Source organism: Litoreibacter sp. JB4-2 (assembly GCF_055693445.1).
Genome location: NZ_CM146334.1, coordinates 3,843,177 through 3,866,879, shown reverse-complemented (window position 1 = coordinate 3,866,879; position 23,703 = coordinate 3,843,177). Strand labels below are relative to the sequence as shown.

The 23,703-nt window shown below is 57.4% G+C and carries 27 protein-coding genes; 12 read left to right on the top strand and 15 right to left on the bottom strand.

Going from position 1 to position 23,703, the window contains the following annotated elements; translation table 11 throughout:
* Positions 1–314 precede the first annotated feature (314 nt).
* The 8 genes from ACZ1G7_RS19390 to ACZ1G7_RS19355 form a co-directional block, all read right to left on the bottom strand.
* Complete coding sequence (locus ACZ1G7_RS19390) at positions 315–2,444, bottom strand: hypothetical protein (RefSeq protein ID WP_472661023.1); 2,130 nt, start codon at positions 2,442–2,444, stop codon at positions 315–317.
* Between the two features lie 642 nt (positions 2,445–3,086).
* A complete protein-coding gene (locus ACZ1G7_RS19385) occupies positions 3,087–3,323 on the bottom strand; it encodes a hypothetical protein (protein WP_472661022.1) in 237 nt (78 codons plus the stop codon).
* Positions 3,324–3,392: 69 nt separating this feature from the next.
* The gene (locus ACZ1G7_RS19380; protein WP_472661020.1) at positions 3,393–3,788 is read right to left on the bottom strand and encodes a hypothetical protein; all 396 of its coding nucleotides are present in this window, start codon (positions 3,786–3,788) and stop codon (positions 3,393–3,395) included.
* Positions 3,785–4,114 carry a hypothetical protein gene (locus tag ACZ1G7_RS19375; protein WP_472661018.1) on the bottom strand — a complete coding sequence of 110 codons (330 nt, stop codon included), beginning with the start codon at positions 4,112–4,114 and terminating at the stop codon, positions 3,785–3,787. The genes ACZ1G7_RS19380 and ACZ1G7_RS19375 overlap by 4 nt, the downstream gene beginning before the upstream one ends.
* Positions 4,105–4,596, bottom strand: a complete 492-nt coding sequence (locus ACZ1G7_RS19370) for a hypothetical protein (RefSeq protein ID WP_472661016.1) — start codon at positions 4,594–4,596, stop codon at positions 4,105–4,107. The genes ACZ1G7_RS19375 and ACZ1G7_RS19370 overlap by 10 nt, the downstream gene beginning before the upstream one ends.
* Positions 4,589–4,825, bottom strand: coding sequence for a hypothetical protein (locus ACZ1G7_RS19365; RefSeq protein WP_472661014.1), 237 nt, complete (start codon positions 4,823–4,825; stop codon positions 4,589–4,591). Before ACZ1G7_RS19365 ends, ACZ1G7_RS19370 begins: the two co-directional genes overlap by 8 nt.
* On the bottom strand, positions 4,825–5,316 hold the full coding sequence (locus ACZ1G7_RS19360; protein ID WP_472661012.1) for a hypothetical protein: 492 nt from the start codon (positions 5,314–5,316) through the stop codon (positions 4,825–4,827). Before ACZ1G7_RS19360 ends, ACZ1G7_RS19365 begins: the two co-directional genes overlap by 1 nt.
* Positions 5,313–5,549 (bottom strand): hypothetical protein, encoded by a 237-nt coding sequence (locus ACZ1G7_RS19355; protein WP_472661011.1) that lies wholly within the window; start codon positions 5,547–5,549, stop codon positions 5,313–5,315. Before ACZ1G7_RS19355 ends, ACZ1G7_RS19360 begins: the two co-directional genes overlap by 4 nt.
* A 388-nt stretch (positions 5,550–5,937) precedes the next feature.
* Here ACZ1G7_RS19355 and ACZ1G7_RS19350 point away from each other — a divergent pair, with 388 nt between their 5' ends.
* The gene (locus tag ACZ1G7_RS19350) at positions 5,938–6,201 is read left to right on the top strand and encodes a pyocin activator PrtN family protein (RefSeq protein ID WP_472661010.1); all 264 of its coding nucleotides are present in this window, start codon (positions 5,938–5,940) and stop codon (positions 6,199–6,201) included.
* Between the two features lie 263 nt (positions 6,202–6,464).
* Here ACZ1G7_RS19350 and ACZ1G7_RS19345 read toward each other — a convergent pair whose 3' ends face one another.
* The gene (locus ACZ1G7_RS19345) at positions 6,465–7,694 is read right to left on the bottom strand and encodes a urate hydroxylase PuuD (RefSeq protein ID WP_472661009.1); all 1,230 of its coding nucleotides are present in this window, start codon (positions 7,692–7,694) and stop codon (positions 6,465–6,467) included.
* Positions 7,695–8,048 carry a hydroxyisourate hydrolase gene (gene uraH, locus ACZ1G7_RS19340; RefSeq protein WP_472661007.1) on the bottom strand — a complete coding sequence of 118 codons (354 nt, stop codon included), beginning with the start codon at positions 8,046–8,048 and terminating at the stop codon, positions 7,695–7,697.
* Positions 8,049–8,141: 93 nt separating this feature from the next.
* Here uraH and ACZ1G7_RS19335 point away from each other — a divergent pair, with 93 nt between their 5' ends.
* Positions 8,142–8,627: an ureidoglycolate lyase gene (locus ACZ1G7_RS19335; RefSeq protein WP_472661005.1), complete on the top strand. Its 486-nt coding sequence runs from the start codon at positions 8,142–8,144 to the stop codon at positions 8,625–8,627.
* Here ACZ1G7_RS19335 and ACZ1G7_RS19330 read toward each other — a convergent pair.
* Positions 8,624–9,313, bottom strand: a complete 690-nt coding sequence (locus ACZ1G7_RS19330; protein WP_472661004.1) for a fumarylacetoacetate hydrolase family protein — start codon at positions 9,311–9,313, stop codon at positions 8,624–8,626. The genes ACZ1G7_RS19335 and ACZ1G7_RS19330 overlap by 4 nt on opposite strands.
* A gap of 94 nt (positions 9,314–9,407) precedes the next feature.
* Here ACZ1G7_RS19330 and ACZ1G7_RS19325 point away from each other — a divergent pair, with 94 nt between their 5' ends.
* From ACZ1G7_RS19325 to ACZ1G7_RS19285, 9 genes are all read left to right on the top strand, one after another.
* Positions 9,408–9,950, top strand: a complete 543-nt coding sequence (locus ACZ1G7_RS19325; protein ID WP_472661003.1) for a DUF4329 domain-containing protein — start codon at positions 9,408–9,410, stop codon at positions 9,948–9,950.
* A gap of 140 nt (positions 9,951–10,090) precedes the next feature.
* Positions 10,091–10,585 carry a DUF4329 domain-containing protein gene (locus ACZ1G7_RS19320; protein ID WP_472661002.1) on the top strand — a complete coding sequence of 165 codons (495 nt, stop codon included), beginning with the start codon at positions 10,091–10,093 and terminating at the stop codon, positions 10,583–10,585.
* Between the two features lie 54 nt (positions 10,586–10,639).
* Positions 10,640–11,515, top strand: coding sequence for a metal ABC transporter substrate-binding protein (locus tag ACZ1G7_RS19315; RefSeq protein WP_472661001.1), 876 nt, complete (start codon positions 10,640–10,642; stop codon positions 11,513–11,515).
* On the top strand, positions 11,512–12,381 hold the full coding sequence (locus tag ACZ1G7_RS19310) for a manganese/iron ABC transporter ATP-binding protein (protein ID WP_472661000.1): 870 nt from the start codon (positions 11,512–11,514) through the stop codon (positions 12,379–12,381). Before ACZ1G7_RS19315 ends, ACZ1G7_RS19310 begins: the two co-directional genes overlap by 4 nt.
* Positions 12,365–13,210 carry a metal ABC transporter permease gene (locus ACZ1G7_RS19305; protein WP_472660999.1) on the top strand — a complete coding sequence of 282 codons (846 nt, stop codon included), beginning with the start codon at positions 12,365–12,367 and terminating at the stop codon, positions 13,208–13,210. Before ACZ1G7_RS19310 ends, ACZ1G7_RS19305 begins: the two co-directional genes overlap by 17 nt.
* On the top strand, positions 13,211–14,029 hold the full coding sequence (locus ACZ1G7_RS19300) for a metal ABC transporter permease (protein ID WP_472660998.1): 819 nt from the start codon (positions 13,211–13,213) through the stop codon (positions 14,027–14,029).
* Positions 14,030–14,068: 39 nt separating this feature from the next.
* Positions 14,069–15,478 (top strand): allantoinase PuuE, encoded by a 1,410-nt coding sequence (puuE, locus tag ACZ1G7_RS19295; protein ID WP_472660997.1) that lies wholly within the window; start codon positions 14,069–14,071, stop codon positions 15,476–15,478.
* 225 nt (positions 15,479–15,703) lie between these two features.
* Positions 15,704–17,029, top strand: coding sequence for a uracil-xanthine permease family protein (locus ACZ1G7_RS19290; protein WP_472660996.1), 1,326 nt, complete (start codon positions 15,704–15,706; stop codon positions 17,027–17,029).
* A gap of 124 nt (positions 17,030–17,153) precedes the next feature.
* Positions 17,154–18,512, top strand: coding sequence for a phosphohexomutase domain-containing protein (locus ACZ1G7_RS19285; RefSeq protein WP_472660995.1), 1,359 nt, complete (start codon positions 17,154–17,156; stop codon positions 18,510–18,512).
* 104 nt (positions 18,513–18,616) lie between these two features.
* Here the strand turns inward: ACZ1G7_RS19285 and ACZ1G7_RS19280 are convergent, their stop codons facing one another.
* The gene (locus tag ACZ1G7_RS19280; protein ID WP_472660994.1) at positions 18,617–19,333 is read right to left on the bottom strand and encodes a DsbA family protein; all 717 of its coding nucleotides are present in this window, start codon (positions 19,331–19,333) and stop codon (positions 18,617–18,619) included.
* 191 nt (positions 19,334–19,524) lie between these two features.
* On the opposite strand from ACZ1G7_RS19280, the gene ACZ1G7_RS19275 reads away from it, so the two are divergent.
* Positions 19,525–21,570, top strand: coding sequence for a protein-disulfide reductase DsbD family protein (locus tag ACZ1G7_RS19275; protein WP_472660993.1), 2,046 nt, complete (start codon positions 19,525–19,527; stop codon positions 21,568–21,570).
* On the opposite strand, the gene ccmI is transcribed toward ACZ1G7_RS19275, so the two are convergent.
* Genes ccmI through ACZ1G7_RS19260 form a run of 3 tightly spaced genes read right to left on the bottom strand, consistent with a single transcriptional unit; the run spans position 21,567 to position 23,697 of the window.
* Positions 21,567–22,709 (bottom strand): c-type cytochrome biogenesis protein CcmI, encoded by a 1,143-nt coding sequence (gene ccmI, locus ACZ1G7_RS19270; protein ID WP_472660992.1) that lies wholly within the window; start codon positions 22,707–22,709, stop codon positions 21,567–21,569. The two genes, ACZ1G7_RS19275 and ccmI, sit on opposite strands and share 4 nt — an antisense overlap.
* Positions 22,706–23,155: a cytochrome c-type biogenesis protein gene (locus ACZ1G7_RS19265; RefSeq protein ID WP_472660991.1), complete on the bottom strand. Its 450-nt coding sequence runs from the start codon at positions 23,153–23,155 to the stop codon at positions 22,706–22,708. Before ACZ1G7_RS19265 ends, ccmI begins: the two co-directional genes overlap by 4 nt.
* Entirely contained in the window at positions 23,152–23,697 is a 546-nt protein-coding gene (locus ACZ1G7_RS19260) for a DsbE family thiol:disulfide interchange protein (RefSeq protein ID WP_472660990.1), read from the bottom strand. The genes ACZ1G7_RS19265 and ACZ1G7_RS19260 overlap by 4 nt, the downstream gene beginning before the upstream one ends.
* Positions 23,698–23,703 lie beyond the last annotated feature (6 nt).

The following is a 23,703-nucleotide window of genomic DNA, read 5'->3' as shown; positions in this document are numbered from 1 at the left end:
CCTTATTTTCATGGTCGAAACGGCCCTCAGAGCGGGCGTGCGGGCCATTTTTTAGATACCTAGATTTATCTGGAAATAAAAAAATAATTCACTGCCCGCCACGCTCACTCCAATCAGAAAAAAATATATGTGGCGCTGTGCACGTACTTAGGCAATATGGCCCGCACCCCCGCCCAAACGTTCATATGAACCATATAAATAGGGGGTGCGGGCCATATTGACGTACCCCCGCCCTACGCCCGCCCACGCCCGCTCAAAAATGAAAAAGGCACGCAAGTATGTGCCCATTTTCATCGTATACATGTAGTTGTAACTTATTCTGGATCAGCGGACGCAATCTTTTCTTTGCGCATAATCCAGTAATATTGCCCGGTGTTCTTCGTGTCCGGGTGCTCATCAAAACGCAGGACGTAGCCACAGCCTTCTTGCGGGGCACGTACCTCTTTACGGAAATTGGCGATGATCTTCTTAGACGTCCCGTAGCGGATTTTGCCGTCTTCATCCTTTGAGAAACCCCAATTCGGGATTGGATGCGCACCACCATCTTCGCCGCAATCTTCCAGCACAGCCTTGATGGACTCAACAGTGCCACTATACCCACGGACTGCGCCCGTCCCACCAGCGCGGAAAATTTGACCATCTGGATATTCGGAAAGAGCGTTCCAAAGCGTCTGCGTATCGCTGTCCGCTGCGACTTCACCGTAGCTTTTCAATTTGTCCCGGTTCTCAAGGAATCCGCGCACGTTGCAGGCTTCGAGGATTCCGCCCAGCACGTACGACCAAGACTCAAAGCTATTGAGCGGCTTTCCTGCAAACGCGTCCATGCCTTTGGCGATCCAGTTGTTCACCAGCACCAGACACGCGTGCACAAGCTCGCCACGGTGCTCTTTGATGTAGCCTTGCAGGTCAGCATGCCGCCAATCACTGCGCGTATCAGGCGCAATCATATCGGCGTCGAGTTCCAGCATGACCATACGGCGCAAGTTTTCCTGTGACGCAGATAAATTGTTGGCGACGGCAACCCAAATCCAGCGAATAGCCGCCTCAGAAGTTGTGTTTTTACCCAACAAGCGGGCCTTGAAGACAGGGGCCGTAATTGCAGACGCCAGATTGCCAGACATGAGGGACGCGTTCATGTTGTCGAAGAAACACCAGCTAGAACCCTCTTCGACAAGAGACGTGATTGTCTTAGTGAACTCTTCGTCGCTGTCTGGCATGGTCAGCACCGGCGCTGACGCGCCATCCGTGATAAGCGACGTCGCTTCAACCAACAATCCACCGCCCGTACCGGGCTTTGGTTTAGTGATGGCATACATAGGGGTGACGCCAGTAATAATGTCGCGCACGAAGTGTTGTAGAAGCATGGCAAGCAAATGCGCGGCACTGGGATTGGCTTCGCCGTTCCCGTAAACCACGGAATCAATCAATGTATCCCTGTCCATTTTCCCAATCGGAAAGTCACCAAACACCTCTTCGAAGATCAACAAAAGTGCCGCCGTTACCTCTTCGTCGGTTGGCTCGTTTGGCACATCGGGAAGGTCAAGATCGCCAAGGCGCAACAGCGTCTTTGACTCAGCGTGATAGCCCTCATCTTTCACCAAGACCGCGTTAGCGGTGTAAAATGGCGTCGTCATAATGTTGTTGAGGGTTGGGAATGGCTTGGGGTCTACGTCATAAACGTTTTCTGTGATCTGCATTGGTGGCAACGCACTACGAAAGGTCTCACTATCACCGCTTCCATGCGCTGTCTGCCAAGAGGTGTGTTTGCTGACAAGCGCCTTAAATTGTGGCTTTGACGGCATGTAGCGCTTGCCTTGCTTCTCGGTGCAAACGTTGTCGTGGTATTCGTAAAGAAGCGGATCGCCGTTTTCGTCGGTGCCTTCCATCTTCTTATAGACGTACTCGACCATCTCTTCTTCGCCCCACCGATTTACAACAGGGATCGATTTCGCGGTAACTTTGGTAGGTTTTTCAGCGGGCGCGTTCGCCTTCTTATGCTCCTCGACCAGCGCCTTTACCTTTTTGCGGGCAGCAACTTTCCCAAGGCTCGTATTCTGCACCAATGCATCCACTAAGTAGGCCTCTGACATAGTATCCAGCCCGTACTTGATCCGCGCCTTTACGGCCTCATCAATGTCCGCTTCTTTGGTGCGTGGTGTGATTTTTGCGAACTCCGCGTCGATTTTATCGAAGGCCTTGTCGCGCATATCGGTTGATTTTGGCTTGGCGGGCGCAGCTTTTGCAGGCTTATCAATGTACTCCGCGCGAAACGCCAAGTAGTCGGCAACGGAGTCTTCACTATTCTTGAAAAGAGTTTCTTCTTGAAGGCCCCGACGTTCCAGTTCTTCCAAGACTTCGTAGCGCTTGATCCAAGGATGATCTAAGTCAATTTCGCCATTCTCTGCAAAATCTGCGCAGTTTAGATCATGCAGAATGTGGCCCAAAATCTCTTGCGAGATATTTTCGCCGTCCTGTGTGCCCATCCAAGCTAAGAGGCCTTTAAGTTCGTCGCGGGCCTCATCGCTTTCAACATCTTCAAGAAGTTTAGACGCGAATTTTGTTGTCAGTGTTTGCAAGTTCTTTCCTCAATTTTGACCAACACCACTGGACAGGAATCCGGCAAATAGTGTATAAGGTCGTATACAGTTTAGAACGCCGCCATGACCTTTTCCTCGGTCAGCCCTCGCCAAAGGGTAGCGCGGCGTTCAATTCGTTTATGGCATATTCGAATCGCGAAAGATACGGAGATCGGTCGTGAATCTGACATGTCAATAGAAATGCGTACTTGCTATATAGTTATTTTGTTCTTCATATAACCCGCTACGCGGTACGATATTCCAAAATAAGCCATAGAAACGCTACCCAATTCTACTAATTTGCTTTTTTCAGGAATTTCTTCCCTATTTTGATTCATGCGCAAAAATACGCACCTGCTAAACTTCACTTTCAGAACAATTACTTAAAGACCGCGCGGATTTGCGACAATCCCGAATTTTTGATATTATTTTCCCGTGGGTAACACATCGCTGACACTCCACCGCGATCAGAACGCCGCTGGTTTTGTCCTGCCAGCGGCGTTCTCCGTTTTAGCCCAGATAAATGCAGCCCTCATCCAGCATTTGACGTGCTTGATATTCATGCTTGCTAATCTTGGTCGTCCCATTCCAAGTACTTTGGTTCTCAACCCATTCGAGAATATCGCCGATGTCAAAAACCGAGCCATCATCCTTTTCGGCGATGAGAAACCGTCGCAAATCGTCTGAGTGTTGAATGCGCCTTGAACGCCCACTGACCTGCCCGCGCAGGGTGAAGGGATATCGCATGTACTCACACTCGCGCCCGTGGTGCGAAAAAACCTACCGTCTGGTGACAAGCGCATGTTGCTGATTACATCAGCCATTCGCAAGCCAACCGCGCAACAGTTCTTCATTTGTCGGCAGGACGCAGACGGGCAGCGATGGCTTAGGCGCAGTGCATGTCGCCCACCCCGCCCCCGCTTCCACCAGCCCCGCCAGACGCAGTGCTTTTTGCGTGATGGCGGCATAGTCGCTGATCTCACCCGATTGCTTCACGCGGCAATGCTCAACGCCTTGGTCGTCCAGATGCTTTTCAACATGGTTGCTGATGGCAGAAGACAACAAAAGCACCTCGCCAAGGTCGTCAAAATCGGACCAACAAATAGCGTCAATGAAGTGGGCAGTTGTGCTGCTTTCTTCCGGCGACAGGGCCTCAGTCATCGAGACCATGAGTTTAGCGCGGTCGAATTTTGTCAGTTCGAGGGTATTCAATTTGAGTTTCCTTTGACTTTCACTTGGCCGCAATCACCGCAAAGCTTCCCTTGCGCCGTCATGTGGGCAAGGAATCCGATTGCGTGAATGTCCAGCGGCTCTTCTACTGGCGCGGGCTGTTTTGGTGTTGGGGCGTCTTCTGTAATCAGGCCTTCGAGGCGCTTTAGATTACTTGAAAGTTGGGACGCCTCAATGACAAGCCGCTCAAGAGATTCTGCCTCTTCGATACGGGCTTGGTATTCTTTCAGCTTCGCAATCCCGGTCCGAATAAGAAAGATAGAGGACCGGGCGGAACGAGCTTTCAGGCTGTTTTCGTTTACTTGCACTTACAGAACCCCAAATTTGCCGCACGCGCCGCGATGGCGTCGATTACAGACGTGTCGCGCTCAACGGGGACGTCTTCCTCAGATAGCTTGGATTGCCTCCCTACGTGCTGAGATAGCACAGACCTAAGCCGCTCTAACTTTTGGGGAGAGACCCTCCCAACCCTCACGGCGGTTGTATACGCAGATTCAAGAATTTCGCTGATCTGTAGATTTAGCTCAACAATCGTTGTCTTGTCGAAAATCTCTGGCACGTCAGCTTGATAATCGCCCTCAAGTTCCTTGCGAATGTGCGCAATCCGCAACCGCACCTCAGCCTGTTTTTCGACGCGGTGCCCGCTGACCTTTGCACTGTTTTCATCGGGGACCCGCCCGCCCGGTTTGACGCCCGCCTGCCACGCTTTGGCGAGTGTGGCACCACGGGCGCGGGCCTGACAGAAGGCCTCTTGCCGCGCGTTCTTGAGTGGCAGAGAGGGGTCAGTCATTCCACTGGCCCACCACCTTTGAGGCCGCAAACCATTCAATGGCTGAGGCAAGGTCGCTATCGCGAAACTTCCAGCGCCCCCCTTCCCGATGGAAATGGGTGCGCACGTCTTGCACATCGCGGCCCGACAAGACCGCGATAATCTGCGCGACGTTGTTAACTGGTTGCGCAGATTGGACCACTGGCGAGAACGTCATTTCGGCGGTGCCTACAATGTGTGCTTGCGTCATCACAAAAGCCCGTGTTGGCGGGCGAACGCGGCGCGGCGGGCTGGCCCCATTTTCGACGCCTGCGCAACCAACGCGGTCTTGTCCTCAGCGCTGTATTCAGCGGGCTTTGCAGGTTCCGTTTTGGCGCTGATCAATCCGTTTGCACGGGCAAATGCCAGACGGTCAGGCCCGCTCATATCAGACAATCCAAGCGCCGCCTCAGCCGCCTCTTGCTTCGCAACATTGGCTTGCATGAGGTCTGCAATCTGTTCCGCCTCTTCATTGTCGCGGCGAAACACTTCAAAATTATCTGCCAGTTCTTGGGCGTAGTGGTTCGCGTCAACGTCGGTCTGGGCCAACGTCGCCAAACGAACGCTAACCAACCCGGCAAGTTGTGTCTTGGTCAAAGGGTGCTTACTTTCAGTGATCAAGCGATCCGCCAACGCATCGAATGTGCGTTGCATAGTTTTGTCAGCCGCCAAGAGCGCGTTGAAACTTTCGACATTACTCATGCTGCCACCCCCTCACGCGCTGGGATAGCCATCGCCAGCATCTTGGTTGCCATATCGTCGGAATAATACTTAAGCGTGCGCTGCGCCTCTGCGATCAAGGCGAATACTTCATAACCTTTGTGCGCCCGTGTCGCGCCGTCTGGCATAACATGTGCCGTTGGCAGGTCATTAAAGCAACGCGCCACGACAATCCGCGCTGCATGTTCAGGGGCATTGATTGCAGAGGCAATCATGCCCATCGTCAAATATTTCTTTTTGTGCATTTTGATAGTTTACTTTTAGCCGTTAATGTTGCAGCCATACTAAAGCATTGATTCGGATCTGTCAGCCAAAAGATTCAAAACGGGTCACACTTTTTCAACCTACCCCATTGATTCGCCGACAAAAGTTTAGCTTGGTGCGCACTTTCGGACGGCCAAAGGTAGTTTTCAGAATTTTTTTCAGCCACAAGCGCGGACTCAACCCGCTGATTGGACAAGAAAAATCCCCACATTGTTTAGCAATGGGCATTTTGTTATTCAAAAACAATACTTTACATGGCGTCACGTATCGGCATATACCGCCACCATCGAAACCCAAACAGCTAAGGATGGCTATTATGAAAGAAAGGTAGGTTAATGAATGACTGATACTATGTGGATGCTTATGGCCCGCTACCAAGGACTGCCAATCGTACCGGTAGACACGATACGAGCGGACTACTTCCCCCACCTCACCCTACCAAATTTTCTTCGTAAGATTGCAGACGGCGCAATCAAACTACCCGTGGTCAAAATGGAAGATAGCCAAAAGTCTTCAAGAGGCATACACTTGCAGGACCTTGCCATTTATCTTGACGAACGCGCTAAGCAGGCACGCCATGAGTGTGAGCTGATGTACGGCTGACCCCCCCACACACTGCGCCAATACCTAGATCTACAAGGCCCGCTGACGCGGGCTTTTGTCGTTTCAGCACTACATGGAAATATTTTTTAGTATGACTTATGTATGACTCGTCGATAAGCTGAACCCCAAACATCTGATATCAAAACGATAATCTATATGCCCCTCCAATCCATCATCGGGGCGACGGAGAGGCGTGCGGCTGAGGTGGCGTCTGGCTGTGTCATGATGCGGCAGGTAGCATTCCGAGCGCCGCTTTTAAAGGCCTAGCCGCGCTCGCCGGCCGCACGGTACCACCGTGCGAGCACGGCGCGGTCTTCGGGGTCCAGCTCAGTAATATTTGCAGGCGGCATCGCATGGCTAACCGCCGATTGCAGGTAAATCTGATGCGCATGGCGGGCGATATCGCCCGCGGTTTCCAGATAAACGCCTTTTGGGGCCCAATGCATCCCCTCCCAGACCGGCTCCCGCGCGTGGCACATCGAACACCGTCCCAGCACAATATCGGACGCCTCCTCAAAGCCATCGGCTTGTGCAAAGACCAACTCGGACGGGGTCAGGGGGCGTGCGTCAGCCTCCTCCCACGTCTCACCCGTGCCTGCGGTCGACAGCCAAGCCACGACTAAAAACAAGATCACCGTCGCCCCAATCGTCCAGCGCGGGCCTGCGCCGGTCATATGCATCGTATTGAAATAATGCCGGATCGTAACGCCCATCAGGAAGACCAGCGCCGCAATCACCCAGGCATATTGCGTGGCAAAGGCCAGCGGGTAATGGTTGCTCAGCATCAGGAAAATCACCGGCAGCGTGAGGTAATTGTTATGGGTCGAACGCAGCTTGGCGATCTTGCCGTATTTCGCGTCCGGCGTGCGGCCCGCTTTCAAATCCGCCACCACAATGCGCTGGTTGGGCATGATGATGAAAAACACATTCGCCGACATGATCGTGGCCGTGAACGCACCCAGATGCAGCATAGCGGCCCGGCCAGTGAACACCTGATGATAGCCCCAAGACATCGCCACCAGGATCACAAACAGAAGCACCATCAACAGCGTCGGCTGATCGCCCAGCGGCGATTTGCAAAGAAAATCATAGATCACCCAGCCAACAGCGAGCGACCCGGCGGAGATCAAAATCGCCTGCCACAACGCCAAATCGGCGCGGGCCGGGTCGATCAGATACAGCTCCGCCCCCGCCCAGTAGACGACCATCAACAAAGCCGCGCCCGACAGCCAGGTCGCGTAACTTTCCCATTTGAACCAGGTCAGATGCTCCGGCATCGCAGCGGGGGCGACTAAATATTTCTGGATATGGTAAAAGCCGCCGCCATGAACCTGCCATTCCTCGCCATCTGCGGGGCCATCAATGTCACGGTTCAGGCTCAGATCGAGCGCGATGAAGTAGAAGGACGAGCCAATCCAGGCAATCGCGGTGATCACATGCAGCCAGCGGATCGCGAAGGCGAACCAGTCCCACAAAATAGCAAGGTCGTACATCTAGCTGCCCCGATAGGTCGAATAGCCAAAGGGCGATAGCAGCAGCGGCACGTGGTAGTGATCTTCGGCCGACATGCCAAAACGGATCGGAATTTCGGACAAAAAGCGCGGGTCTTCCGGCGGAGTGCCGCTCGCATCCAGATAGTCGCCCGCGCTGAAGATCAGCTCGTACGTGCCTGTTTTAAAACTACCTTTCGGCAAAATAGGGGCGTCCGTGCGACCATCGGCATTGGTCACGGCCTCCGCGATCTTTCGGTGTGAATTGCCCGAAACACGGTAGAGCGTAATTTTGACACCTTCGGCCGGAACACCCCGCGCCGTGTCCAGAACATGTGTTGTCAAATAGCCCGGCATCTGCGCCACCCCTAAGTATCCGTGCCGCCTTGTTGCGACCTGTCGATTGAGCCTAGAGTGACGCGGTTGGGAAGAAAAGAGCGAGGGCGCAATATGGCGCATCAGATCAAAGCGGTTCCGCTGAGCGCAGCAGAGTTTGCGCCCTTTGGCGATGTCTTGGACTGCGCGGGTGCGCCCGACAAGTTGATCAATGCGGGGTTGTGCGGGCGCTACCATGACCGCGCCCAGCTAGAGTTTGATGGAGGCCATGCCGGGATAAGCCTCTTCAACGCAACGCCGCGCGCCCTGCCCTACACGCTTGATCTGGTGGAACGTCACCCGCTGGGCAGCCAGGCCTTTGTCCCGATGAGTGAACATCCGTTTCTGGTCTGCGTGGCCCCGGATGAAGCCGGTCAGCCGGGAACGCCACTGGCGTTTCTGACCGGACCGGGCCAGGCGATCAACTTTCACAAGGGCACTTGGCACGGGGTCCTGACACCGCTCAGCGCGCCAGGGCTCTTTGCTGTGGTGGACCGCATCGGCGACGGCGCTAATCTTGAGGAATTTACTTTCCCCGACCCGTTCCTCGTAACCGCCTAGCGCGCAATCTGGAACGACAATTCCGGCAGATCGGCGATCCCGGCCCTGACCTTGGCCCCCGGCCCAATCGCGGCCACCCCGGCGGGCGTGCCCGTCATGATCAAATCGCCCGGCGCAAGCGCCACAAGGCCCGACAGATGCGCGATGCAATCGGCGACGGGCCAGATCATCTCGGACAGGTCGGCCTCCTGCCGCATGCCGCCATCGACCGAGAGCCAGATTTTGCCTGCCGCAAGGCTTCCAACGTCCGAGATCGGCACCAGCGCGCCCATCGGCGCGGATTGGTCAAACCCCTTTGCCATATCCCATGGGCGGCCTTTCGACTTGGCCTGCGCCTGTAGATCGCGGCGGGTCAGGTCCACGCCCACGCCCGCGCCCCAGATCAACTCCAGCGCATCCTCGGCAGCAATGTCGCGCCCGGGGGCGCCTATGGCGACAACCAGTTCCACCTCGTGATGCAGGTCTTGTGTCGCCGAAGGGTAGGCAATCTCTGCGCCGCTTTCGACCACCGCATCGGCCGGCTTTGAAAAGAAAAACGGCGGCTCGCGCGTGTCATTGCCCATCTCGCGCACATGCGCCTCATAATTCCGCCCGACGCAGAAAATGCGGCGGATCGGGAAACGCGCGCTGCTGTTTTTGACGGCAAGCGAGGCCTGTTGCGGCGGGTCGAGCACAAAATCGGTCATTGGTCATGTCCTGTTCACTAGGATGCAATATGTGTTTTGACAGAGCCACGTCTCCGCGCCTAGATCCAATCAAGAGCAAAGGTTACGAGCAGACATGACCAAAACTTTCAGACAGCTGGCGCTCGCGCTGGTCCTGTGCGGCCCAACAGTGGGCCACGCGCAAGATGCAGACCTGATTGCAGCGGCCAAGGCCACGCTGACGAGCATTCAAAGTAACTCCTTCAAAGCTGACCGCGAATATTGCGGCATGCTGGGCCGCAATGCACAGGGAAACATCGTCATCACCCGCCCACGCAAAGGCCGACGCGACAGCTGCCAACCGCGGTCATTCTATAGCGATAGCGTTGAAACGCTGGCCTCCTATCACACTCATGGAAGCCATGACGTCGACGCCGACGCGGAGGTGCCGTCATCAGATGACCTGCTGGCAGACGGCCAAGAAGGCGTGTTGGGTTTCGTGTCCACCCCCGGCGGCCGGTTTTGGATCACTGAACCGAAACTGAACCGCGTGCGCTTGATTTGCGACGTCAGCTGTCTGCCGCGCGACCCCGATTACGAACCTGTTTCAGAGGGTAACGTGCGTGACACATACTCGCTGCAGCAGCTGCTTGACCGTGAGGAAGGCATTGACGACTAAGAAAGAATGGTCATGTATTGTATTGGGGAAATGGGAGCCAGGACGGAATGAAAACGCTGCTTGCGAGCACTTCGATCGCTATTTGCGCCCTGACAAACTTATGTCAGGCGGCAGATACCGCTTTGATTGAAAAGGCAAAAATGGCGCTTTCTTCCCTTCAAAACCAGTCTTTTGTTTCAGGCCGCGAATATTGCGGCATGATTGGCATGACATCGGCCAATGAGCTGATCGTGTCCCCCGCGCGGCGCGGGCGCAGCTCGGGCTGTGACCACCGGGGCTTTGTCGATAGCTCAATCACGCCTGTGGCATCTTACCACACACATGGGTCCTTTAGCGAATTTGACGACGCGGAGGTGCCCTCCGTCGACGACATGGATATGGACTATCACAACAAGGTGTTCGGCTTCGTGTCGACCCCGGGTGGGCGGTTTTGGATGGTTGATTACCGGTCCCGCACAATCCATCAGATTTGTGGCATTGGCTGCTTGCCAAGTGACCCTGCCTTCAAAGTTGATATGGCCGGCGAAATTCCCAAGACAATGACCCGCCGTCAGGTGGCGCAGCGCAAAGGGCTCGGCGGACCGCGACATCTGCGTGCACGGGCTTTAGCTGAGAATAAGTCGCAACTAGATTGACTTCTTGAGAATCATTCGCATATAGATGGGTAAGTTCAATCGCGAGGCTGACCCATGCGTTTTCTGTTTCTTTCGATACTTTTGGCGACCGCGAGCCCGCTTTGGGCGCAAGACAAATTCAAAGCCGTCACTACATTCACTGTCATCGCGGATATGGCGCGCAATGTCGCGGGCGACGTGGCCGTTGTTGAAAGCATCACCCGCCCCGGCGCCGAAATCCACAATTACGCACCGACCCCACGCGACATTTTGAAGGCGCAGGATGCCGATCTGATCCTTTGGAACGGGCTCAATCTGGAATTGTGGTTTGAACAGTTTTTCCGCAACCTGCGCGATGTGCCCTCCGCGGTGGTCACAGATGGCGTGGAGCCGATGGGCATCACCCAAGGTCCCTACACCGGCAAACCCAACCCGCATGCCTGGATGTCGGTCGATGCTGCGCTGATCTATGTCGACAATATCGTGGCGGCATTTTCGGAACATGACCCGGAAAACGCCGCGACCTACGCCGCGAATGGCGAGGCATACAAACAAGAATTATTGAATGTTGTCGGGCCCTTGCGCGATCAAATTCAAGCGGTTCCCGAGGCGGATCGCTGGCTGGTGACGTCGGAGGGTGCGTTTTCCTATCTTGCACGCGATCTTGGGTTGAAAGAGCTCTACCTCTGGCCGATCAACGCCGATGCGCAAGGCACGCCAAGCCAGGTTCGCAATGTGATCGACACGGTGCGGGCCAACGAGATCAAAGTGGTGTTCTCGGAATCGACAGTGTCTTCTGCCCCGGCAGAACAGGTCGCGCGTGAAACCGGAGCGAAATACGGTGGCGCACTCTACGTTGACAGCCTCAGTGCTGCGGACGGGCCGGTGCCAACCTATATCGACCTGCTGCGCGAAACTGTCGGCACCATCGCGAAGGGCCTGACTGAATGAATGCATCCGGGCTATCTGCGACTGGCATCACCGTGACCTACCGCAACGGCCATACGGCCTTGCGGGACGCCACGTTTGAGCTGCCCACGGGTACAATCGCGGCCCTTGTAGGGGTAAATGGTTCGGGCAAATCGACCTTGTTCAAGGCGATCATGGGCTTTGTCGCGACCTCCGCCGGCACGATCACTGTACTGGGTGGCACCGTGCAAGATGCGTTAAAAAGCAACGTGGTAGCCTACGTCCCTCAAGCGGAGGAGGTTGATTGGTCCTTCCCCGTCCTCGTCGAAGATGTGGTGATGATGGGCCGCTACGGCCATATGGGCTTCCTACGTATTCCCAAACCTGCCGATCACCGCGCTGTCGAGGATGCGTTGGAGCGTGTCGGCATGTCGGATTTCCGCAAACGCCAAATCGGAGAGCTTTCCGGCGGCCAAAAGAAACGCGTTTTTCTGGCCCGCGCTTTGGCACAAGACAGCAGAGTTATTCTGCTTGATGAGCCCTTCACAGGCGTCGACGTGCAGACCGAAGACGAGATCATCAAGCTGCTACGCGAAATGCGTGATGAGGGACGGGTCATGCTGGTGTCCACCCACAACCTGGGCTCTGTGCCCGAGTTTTGCGACCGCACGATCCTGATCAAGGGCACTGTTCTGGATTACGGGCCGACGAAAGAAATTTTCACCTCCAAAAACCTCGAACGCGCCTTTGGCGGTGTGCTGCGCCATTTCGTCATGCAAGGCGCCGACCTGCACGAGGATGACGGCGACACCCGCCGCCTGACCGTAATCTCCGACGATGAGCGGCCATTCGTGATCTACGAGGACGACGAAGATACGAAGGAAGGCGGCGATGGAAAGCCTTCTTGAGCCTTTCAGCTACCTTTACATGCTCAACGCGATGTGGGTGTCCGCCCTTGTCGGCGGAGTCTGCGCGTTCTTGTCGGCCTACCTTATGCTCAAAGGCTGGTCGCTGATCGGCGACGCGCTGAGCCATTCCATCGTGCCGGGCGTCGCGGGCGCCTATATGCTGGGCTTGCCCTTCGCCTTGGGCGCGTTTCTGGCGGGCGGGTTGGCGGGCGGCGCGATGCTGTTTCTCAATCAGCGCACCGGGTTGAAGGAAGACGCAATCATCGGGCTGATCTTCACCTCCTTCTTTGGGTTGGGGCTGTTCATGGTGTCGCTTTCGCCCACCTCGATCAATGTGCAGACCATCATCCTGGGCAATATACTGGCGATCTCACCCACTGACATTTTGCAGCTGGCCATCATCGGCTTCGTCTCACTGGCCGTGCTATTGGCCAAGTGGAAAGACCTGATGGTGGCGTTTTTCGATGAAAGTCATGCCCGCTCTATTGGGCTGAACCCCGACAGGTTGAAGCTGATGTTTTTCATCCTGCTGTCCGCCAGCACGGTGGCGGCACTGCAAACCGTTGGCGCGTTTCTGGTCATCGCGATGGTCGTAACCCCTGGGGCGACGGCCTATTTGCTGACCGACAGGTTCCCGCGCCTTTTGATCGTCTCCGTGGCCATTGGCGCGCTGACGTCGTTCTTCGGCGCCTATATCAGCTATTTCCTCGACGGGGCCACGGGCGGCGTGATCGTTTGTTTGCAGGCTTTGGTCTTTGGGGTCGCGTTTCTGTTTGCCCCGAAACACGGGATTTTGGCGTCGCGCCGCCGCGCACGGGAGGCCGTGTAGATGGAAGACCTGCTACTGCCTTTCCAGTTCCAATTCATGCAGGACGCATTTCTGATCACCACAATGCTGGCCATCCCTGCCGCGATACTGTCGTGTTTTCTGGTGCTGAAGGGCTGGTCCCTGATGGGTGACGCAATCAGCCACGCTGTGCTGCCGGGCATTGTGATCGCCTATGTGATCGGCATCCCGCTGGTCATCGGTGCGTTTGTGGCCGGCATGGCCTGCGCGCTTCTAACCGGCTGGATCGACGAGAATTCGCGGGTGAAGCGCGACACGGTGATGGGGGTGGTCTTCTCGGCCATGTTCGGGCTTGGCATCGTGCTGTACACAAAGATCGAAAGCGACGTGCATCTCGATCACATCCTGTTTGGCAATATGCTGGGTGTGGGCGTGAACGATCTATGGCTCACTGGTGTGATCGCGGTCTGCGTCACGCTTCTGTTGCTGATGTTCTGGCGCGATTTGTTGCTGCACGCCTTTGATGAGCAGCAGGCCCGCGCCTTGGGCCTCAGCGTCCGGTGGCTGCATTTCGGCCTTTTGGCGGTGATTTCGCTCACGGTTGTCGCCGCTTTGAAAGCTGTTGGGATTATCCTTGCGATTGCCTTTCTTGTGGCCCCGGGGGCCGTCGCATTTCTGGTCACGCGGCGTTTTGGCCAAATGATGTTTGTGTCCGTTTTTGTAGCGATTTTCTCAAGCATTGCGGGGATCTACCTAAGCTTCTTCATCGACAGCGCACCCGCGCCCACCATCGTTTTGATCATGACAGCCTTGTTTGTGGCGGCCTTCGTTAACTCCGTCAGACGGGCGCGCACCGCTTAACACTTGGCGGCAAGCCCGGATTTGCCTAATGCTGGGCACATGAACAGATACCCCAGAGACATGCGCGGCTACGGGCCGCAAACGCCTGACCCTCGCTGGCCTAATGGTGCCAAGATCGCAGTCCAGATCGTCGTGAATTACGAGGAAGGCGGCGAAAACAATATCCTGCATGGCGACAAAGCGTCTGAGGCGTTCTTGTCCGAAATCGTGGGTGCCGCCGCCTGGGACGCGCAACGCCATTGGAATATGGAATCGATCTACGAGTACGGGGCGCGCGCAGGGTTCTGGCGGCTGCACCGGCTGCTCAAGGACCTACCTGTTACGGTCTACGGGGTGGCAACCGCGCTCGCCCGCTCCCCCGAACAACTGGCCGCGATGCAAGACGCGGGCTGGGAGATTGCCAGCCACGGGCTGAAATGGATCGAATATAAAGACTTCACCGAAGACGAAGAACGGGCGCATTTGGAACAGGCCATTGCTCTGCATACCCAAGTTGTGGGCAGCCGCCCACGCGGTTGGTACACGGGCCGCTGTTCGGAAAACACGCTGCGCCTTGTGGCGGAAGAAGGCGGGTTCGATTACTGCGCTGACAGCTACGCAGACGACCTGCCCTATTACTTGCGCTTCAATGACCACGATCAGCTGGTTGTGCCCTACACGCTTGATTGCAACGACATGCGCTTTGCCACGCCGCAAGGGTTCAACTCTGGCGACCAGTTTGAGGCCTATCTGCGCGACACATTCGATGCGCTTTACGCAGAGGGGGCCGAGGGCGCGGCAAAGATGATGTCCATTGGCTTGCATTGCCGTCTTGTTGGACGCCCAGGCCGCGTGCAGGCGCTGAAACGTTTCATCGACTACGCCAACAGCCATGACGGCGTCTGGTTCGCCACTCGCCAGCAAATCGCTGAACATTGGCGCGACACGCACCCGCCGCAGCCCGCCACGCGCCCCTCCCAGATGGATGAAGACGCGTTTGTCACGGAGTATGGTAGCATTTTCGAGCATTCGCCTTGGGTCGCCAGCGACGCTTGGAAAATGGAACTGGGCCCGGCCCATGACAGCGCCACTGGGCTGCACGGCGCATTGGTGCGCGCCTTCCGCGCAGCACCTGCACCACGCAAGCTCGAAGTGCTTGACGCGCATCCCGATCTTGCAGGGCGGCTTGCGGTTGCCAAAAAGTTGACCGCGGAAAGCACGTCGGAACAGGCCTCCGCCGGGTTGGACGTGCTCAGCGATGAGGAACGGCTGACACTGACAGATTTGAATGAAGAATACACCGCAAAGCACGGATTTCCCTTCATTATTGCCGTGCGTGACCATGACAAGGCGTCGATCATCGAAACGTTCAAAAAGCGCATCAACAGCGACAGCGAGAGCGAATTCAACGAGGCATGCCGCCAGGTCGAACGGATCGCCTATTTCAGGCTGAAAGACAGGCTACCCTAGCTTTCATAGCAATCCCCACAGCTTCTAAACATGATGCGCAAATGCACAAGATTTGAGCATTTGCATCATAAATTGACTAGGTATTGACGCCGCCCAGAGAAATGCTGACGGTCGTCTGCGATCTGCCGTGCGGCTGCGCGCCCGTTCGGGCAACAAGCCAAAGGGTAGAAAACGGCGCGTGGGACTGCGCCCGACCAAGACTAAGTGATGGGGAGTAAGACTAAAATGACTGACACGACGAGCACTCTGGGGGCGTATTCCGATCCGAATACAACGCCTCCGCTGGCACAGGCGGCCCCGCTGGGGCTGCAACACGTCCTGGCGATGTTCGCCTCCAATGTGACGCCTTCAATTATCGTTGCCGGGGCCGCGGGCCTTGCTTTCGGTTCCGCCGAGCAGGTTTACCTGATCCAGATGGCAATGCTGTTTGCCGGGGTCGCAACGCTGTTTCAGACCGTGGGGCTGGGCCCAGTTGGCGCGCGGCTGCCGATTATGCAAGGGACATCTTTCGCCTTCGTCGGCGTGCTGGCTGGTGTGGCTGCAACGCAAGGCCTTGGCGTGGCGCTTAGTGCCTGCATCATCGGTGGGGTCATCCACTTTCTGTTGGGCGGCGTGATCCAGCATCTGCGTTGGTTGTTTCCGCCGCTCGTCACCGGGCTGGTGATTCTGGCCATCGGGCTCTACTTGATCCCGGTTGCAATCAAATACGCTGCAGGCGGCGCCGCCAGCTTTCAGATGGAGGCCGAAAGCTTTGGCTCGCTGAAACACTGGTCGGTTGCTTTGACCGTGGTGATCGTCAGTTTGGCTCTGAAATTTTTCACCAAAGGCCCGATCTCAAATGCCGGCATTCTGATCGGCCTTCTGGCGGGCTACGTGCTGGCATTCGTGCTCGGGATGGTAAATTTCAGCGCTGTCGGCAAAGCCGCCTGGGTCACATCCATCCAGCCGCTGCCTTACGGGTTTGAATTCTCTCTGGGCGCGGTGATTGCCGTGACACTGGTGTCGATTGTTTCGGCAATCGAAACGGTTGGTGATTGTTCAGCAACAACCAAAGCCGGTGCAGGCCGCATCGCGACGGACCGCGAAATCGCTGGCGCAACCTATGCGGACGGGCTCGGAACGGCTGTGGCCGGTGTGTTCGGCGGCTTGCCCAACACATCTTTCAGCCAGAACGTTGGCATCGTTGGCATGACGGGCATCATGTCGCGCCATGTGGTGACCATCGCGGGGCTAATCATGATCGTCTGTGGGCTTCTGCCAAAAATCGGCGCCATCATCGCTTCCATGCCCCTGCCCGTCCTAGGCGGCGGTGTGATTGTGATGTTCGGCATGGTTGCAGCGGCTGGCCTGAACATGCTGACCGAAGTCACCATGAACCGGCGCAACATGATCATCATCGCCGTCTCGCTTGCAGCGGGACTTGGTCTGAACCTTGTGCCTTCCGCAGTGCAATACCTGCCGGGCGTTGTCAAAATTCTGATGACCTCCGCCGTGGCGCCAACAGCGATCATCGCGATTGCAATGAACCTGATCCTGCCTGAAGAGGTCTAGGCCTGAAAACAAACAATGTGACCGGCCCGCCCCAACAGGCGGGCCGTTTACGTTTGATGACTTGGTTTTGTCACGGTCAGGCGTTACTCACAGCTCAAATTATTTAGGAGCGCACCCCGCCATGATGAGCTGTTTCAAGAGTTACGATGTCCGAGGCAAATTGGGCGAGGAGTTGAACACCGACATCGCCTACAAAATCGGCCGCGGTTTTGCAGTCGCGATGACGCCTGGCACCGTGGTGATCGGCTATGACGTGCGCCCCACCTCCCCCGAACTGGCCGAAGCCCTGACCCGCGGTCTCCGCCACGAAGGCGTTGACGTGATCGACATTGGCCTCTGCGGCACTGAGGAGGTCTATTTTGCGACGACTCATCTGAAAGCAGGTGGCGGGTTGATGGTGACGGCCTCGCACAACCCGATTGACTATAACGGCATCAAAATGGTGCGCGAAGGTTCCCGGCCCATTTCGGCTGCTGACGGGCTTGGCGACATTTCGGACCTGTGCGAAGCCGACGCATTTGGACCAGCGAAGACCCAGGGCAGCTACACGCAGCAAGACCCGCGCGACGCCTATGCCAACCGGGTCGTAAGCTTCGTTGATCTACCTGCCTTGGCGCCCATGAAGGTGGTGGTGAACGCTGGCAACGGCGTCGCAGGCCCCTCCTTTGACGCAATCGCTGAAAAGCTGGCAGTGGCCGGCGCGCCGTTTGAGTTCATTCGCCACAACCACGAGCCTGACGGAAGCTTCCCAAATGGCATCCCCAATCCGCTGCTGCCCGAAAACCGTTCCCACACCGCCGACCGCGTCGTTGCTGAGGGCGCCGCGATGGGTGTCGCGTGGGATGGCGATTTCGACCGCTGTTTCTTCTTTGACGAAACAGGCGCCTTCGTGGACGGTGAATATGTGGTGGGCTTGCTCGCCTCCGCCTTCCTGCCCAAACACCCGGGCGCAAAAATCATTCATGACCCACGCGTGATCTGGGCGTTGCTCGATCTGGTCGCCGATGGCGGCGGTGAGGCCGTGGTGTCCAAATCGGGCCATTCTCATATCAAAGCCAAAATGCGCGAGGTCGACGCGGTTTACGGCGGCGAGATGTCAGCGCATCACTACTTCCGCGACTTCATGTATTGCGACAGCGGCATGATCCCCTGGCTGCTGGTGGCAGAGCATATGTGCCGCACCGGCCAGCCCTTGTCGGCCTTGGTGGCGGACATGCAGGCGCGCTTCCCGTCCTCAGGCGAAATCAATTTCAAGCTCGACGACAAACAACCCGCCATCGACGCGTTTGAGGCGACCTATGTGGCCCAGGCCAATGATGTCGACCGGTTGGACGGCGTGTCGCTCGATATGGGCGATTGGCGAGTCAACCTGCGCCAGTCCAACACCGAACCTGTGCTGCGCCTCAATGTGGAAGCGAAAGGCGACCGTGCTCTGCTCGCTCAGAAAGTCGAGGAAATCAGCACGCTGATAAAAAGCGCGTAACTCCCTTTCATTGTTTCAAAAATATTCTGGGGGTCCGGGGGCAAAGCCCCCGGCGGATCGGCACGGCACACGCCGCGACGAAACGTCATCAGAGCCAAGAAAAATTAGCCGCGAAGCTGGTCGACCAATTGCTTCATCTGATCCAGCTCTATCGCGCCGGGTACAAGCTGATCTTCAAAGACAAAGGCGGGCGTCCCGTTCAGCCCAAGCGCCTGCGTCAACTGGCGGCTCATGTCGATATGGGCATCCACTTCAGGGCCTTCCATATCAGCGCGCAACTGGTCGATATCCATCCCAAGATCATCGGCGATGCTCAGCACATTTGCTTGGCTGGCGCGCCCCTGATTGGCCATCAAAGCGCTGTGAAATTCCTCATATTTACCTTGCTTGCGCGACGCCAGCGAGGCGCGCGCGGCAAAGACGCTTTCCTCGCCCAGGATCGGCCACTCGCGCATCACCACACGAATGTTTTTATCCCCCGCCATCAAGGCCTTCACATTCGGATAGACCCGGCGGCAATAACCGCAATTATAGTCAAAAAACTCGACAATCGTGATATCACCTTCCGGGTTCCCAAGCACCGGTGCGTTGGGGTCATTTTGCAACGCAGAGAGTTGCGTTTGCAGCGCTTGCGCGGAGGCCGCAGCTTGCGCCTCCTCCTCACGCGCTTGCAATATCCCGATGGCTTCACGGATGATTTCGGGGTTGTCGCGGATCGTCTCTAAAACCAATGCCCGCAGGGCCTGCTCGTCCATCTGTTGGGCCGATCCCGGCCCGCTCAGTGCCAAAGCCGCAGCCGCGGCACATATAAATCGCATCATGTCGAGCATCCTATGGGAAATTCAGGTGGAATTTGTTGGCAGAAGACTGAGCCTTGCCGCACCAATTGTCAAACAGCCCTGTGATCACGTGCCGGTGAGTTTGCCTTTGTTTTCTTGCGCTCACAGCGTTGTTGATTGATCTTGAAAGGGCTACGCCGCATGACGCGCGCAGCACAGGAGACACACCCAAAATGACGCTGTTGCGCCGCATTCTTACTGCCCTCACCGCCGCCCTGTTTTTGGTCAGCGGGCCCGGTTTTGCGGGCAGTTCGCTGACCTATACAAGCGAAAGGATCACGGCGCGGCTGATCACCGCTGAAAACGGACTTTCGCCTGACACGCGCGATATCTCCGCCGCACTCGAAGTTACCTTGGCGGACGGCTGGAAGACTTATTGGCGCGCCCCTGGCGTGGTCGGCTACCCGGTCGAGATTGACTGGACAGGCTCAGCCAATCTTGACAGCGCCCAGCTTCAATGGCCGGCACCCAAAAGGTTTGAGGCGTTTGGTATTGAAAATTACGGCTATGAAACCGCTGTGACGTTTCCAATCAGAGTGACCGCAGACGCGTCGGGCGAAACACTGATCCTGAACGCTGACATCAACCTGCTTGTCTGCGCCGATCTTTGCGTACCAGAGCTGTTTTCGCTGTCGATGGTCCTGCCGCCAAACAGCGCGATTGACCGCGACGCGGGCACGATCATTGCTAAAGCTGTCAGCAAGCTGCCAGTCGATGCCGCGGCGTCAGACATCCAAATCACTCGCGCCGCACTAGACCAAGATGCCGCGCGGCTTGAGCTTTCCCTCAGCAGCGAAACCGCCTTTCAAATGCTTGAAGTGATCCCTGATCTTGGCCTCGACACGGCCTTCGGCCCGCCCGAAATCACCTTGGGCGCAAACCCCAAAACGGCCCGCGTCGGCTTTGACATCCTGTCCGCCCCTGACACATTGCCCGCGCTTCGCGTGGTCGCCACCGATCAGGGCCGCGCCGTCGAATTCACGCCCGCACTGTCCGACGCCTTGCCCACCCGTGGCGCCGCCATGAGCCTGGCTTGGGTTATCTTGCTGGCCTTTCTCGGCGGCGTGATCCTGAATGTCATGCCCTGCGTTTTGCCGGTGCTGACAATCAAATTCGCCTCGGTTCTAAAAGCGGGTGGCCAAAGCCGCGCCCGCATCCGCGCGGGCTTTCTGGCCACAAGCTTGGGCGTGCTGGGGTTCATGTGGGCGCTAGCGCTGGTCCTGATCGCAGTGCGGGCGGGCGGCGGCGCGGTTGGATGGGGCATCCAGTTCCAAAGCCCGCATTTTCTAGCCGCGCTCGGCGGGCTGATTTTGCTGTTTGCAGCCAATCTTTTGGGGCTGTTCGAATTCTCCCTGCCGCAAAGCTGGAACACCAAAATGTCGGGCGCGGGCGGACAAGGTCTTGTCGGCGATTTTGCCACCGGCGCGCTTGCCGCCGTTTTGGCAACGCCCTGCTCCGCGCCCTTTTTGGGCACAGCCGTCGCCGTAGCATTGGCGGGCAGCGCACCGCAAACCTTAGCGATTTTCACCGCATTGGGGGCCGGGCTCGCGCTTCCTTACTTGCTGGTGGCTTTGCAACCCAGCCTGTTGCGTGGCTTGCCCAAACCTGGCGCGTGGATGATCTGGGTCAAATACGCGATGGGGGTTCTCCTTCTGGCAAGCGCGGCATGGCTCTTTTGGGTACTGACGTCGCTGGTGGGCACCGGGCCCGCCCTATTAGGGCTGGCTTGCTTTGCCGCGTCCCTTGCTGTGATTGCCGCCGTAAAACAACCGAAACGCTGGGCTGGGGTCGCCATTCTGGGCGTCGCGGGCATTTGTTTGCCCGCGTTGATCGCCCAGCCGACGGCGAGCGTCGCCAAGGCCGACGACCCGATCGGCTGGACCACTTTTGCGCCACATGAGATCGCCGCGCTGATCGCAGAAGATCAGGTCGTTTTCGTCGACATCACCGCCGATTGGTGCCTCAGCTGCAAGGCCAACAAAGCGCTGGTGCTGGATCGCGACCCGGTGCTGGCGGTTTTGGCCGATGACGATGTTACGGCCATGATGGGCGATTGGACCAAGCCCGACGCGCAGATTTTGGAGTATTTGCAGATGAACGGTCGTTACGGCATCCCGTTCAACATCGTCTACGGGCCAGACGCGCCTGAGGGGATTGCGCTGCCAGAGTTGCTGACCCCGTCTGCCGTGCTTGACGCTATCGAGCTGGCGGGCGGTTAGTCTCCGCCGAAGCGCTTCAAACCCTCTTCAACCATGCGGCGCTGCGGGTCGTCTTCGGCTAAATCGGCCACCAGTGGTTCCGCATTTTGCAACGCCGCGAAGGCGCGGTCCTGCTCACCCAAGACGACGAAAGCGCGCGCGAGTTGGAGCCAGCCGTCAAGGTTCTCCGGCTCATCTTGCAGCCGCTCTTCCAGGCCATCCACCATCGATCGGATGAAGGCCTGACGTTCCTCAGGTGACATTTCAGCGGCGGAATCGATATCTTCCTGACTAGGGCCGCGCACTGTTTCGAATTCGGGCAAAACCGCCGGGTCCAACCCAAGGGCATTGCCCATTTGGTTGGCGGTTTGCAGGAATGTCGGCATCCAAGGCGCGGGCTGTCCTTCCTGCGCGATCCGCTCCAACAGCAGCGCACGCGCCCCGACTGTGTCGCCCGCCTGTTCCATCTCAATGGCACGATAATAGCTGGCGGCCGGGTTGAGCGGGTCAAGGTCCTGCGCGCGGGTGATCGCCCGGCTGGCGAGCGGTGTGACGATCCCGTTCTCCGCTGAAATCAGTGCCTCGGCATATTGCGACCATGTGGCAGACGTCGCGTCTTCGCGCTCCACCACCTGTTCAAACGCCTCTACTGCCTGTCCCGGGCGACCAATATTCATCAGCGTGCTGCCCAGAAGTGTCCAACCACGGGTCTCACCGCCTTGCGGGTCGGCCTCAAGCCGGGAGCGCAGCTCGGTGATCAGGGCTTGCAGCTGGCGGGCGTCTTGTTGTTCCGCACCACGCTCAGCAAAGGGGATCGCGGGAATGTCCGGGCTGCCGATCTGCGTGTAAAGCGCAGCCCCCGACAAAGGCACAAAAAGGGCGGCCGCCACGATCAATTTCTTGCCCGATGTGCTTCGCGCCGTTTCTTCAACATGGGTCAGCGCCAGCATCCGGCGCTTGATTTCAACACGCGCGGCGCGCGCTTCCTCGGGCGTGATGAGGCCGCGTTCGGTGTCGCGGTCAAGTTCACCCAGTTGATCTTGATAGATAGCCATGGCCTTGGCCTGCCGTCCGCCGGCTTGCGGCTTGGCACTGCCCAAGGGCCAGATCAGGCCCAATACGGTGGCCAGCCCCATCATTGCAGCAAGCGCCCAAATCATGATTTATCTTTCAAAAATGCATCAAGCTTGGCCTGCTCTTCTGGGCTGAGGCTTGTATCCGCCACGCCGCGCTTGCGGTAGAGTGAGATAACGACCGCCAAAAACCCAAGTGCCAGGATGATGAACGGGCCCAACCACAGCGCATAGGTGGAAGGCTTCCAAGGCGGGTTGAACAGCACGAAATCGCCGTAGCGCAGGACCAGATAGTCGAACACTTCCTGATTGGTGTCGCCCGCCACAAGGCGTTCGCGGATGATCATCCGAAGATCGCGCGCGATACCTGCGTTGGAGCTGTCAATCGGCTCGTTCTGGCACACAACGCAGCGCACTTCGGCGCTGATGGCGCGGGCGCGTTCCTCAAGCACCGGATCATCGAGCACCTCATCGGGTTCCACCGCGAAAAGCGGCGAGGCGATGAGGCAAAGGATTAAGACAAAGCGCTTCATTGCGCGGCCTGCGCGGCGTCCAGCGCCTCCTGAAAGCGGCGCTGCCCGTCGCCCACGATGGGACCGGCAAACCGGTGCACCACGACGCCGTCATCATTGACGATGAAGGTTTCAGGCACGCCGGTCACGCCCCATTCAACGCCGCCGCGCCCCGAATAATCTGCGCCGATGCGCGCGTAGGGATTGCCCAGCTCGTCCAGCCAATCGGCGGCATCTTCCGGCTTATCTTTGTAGTTTATCGCCACCAGCCGCAAGTCTTGGGTTTCGCTCATGCGGGTCAGGATCGGGTGTTCCGCCCGGCACGGCCCGCACCAGCTAGCGAAGACATTGACCAAGGTCAGCCCTTGGCCCTTGAGGTCCGCCGTTTTGAGCCCGGGCGTGTCCACGCCGTCAATCGGCCCCAAATCAAATTGCGGCGCAGGATTTGAAATCAGTACAGAGGGGATGGCACCCGGATCGCGCCCACCCCGAAGGCCCCAAAGGGCAAAGGCACCAAGGATAGCGGCGACAACAAGCGGAAGGAGGTAGAGGAGGCGTTTCATCAGCGT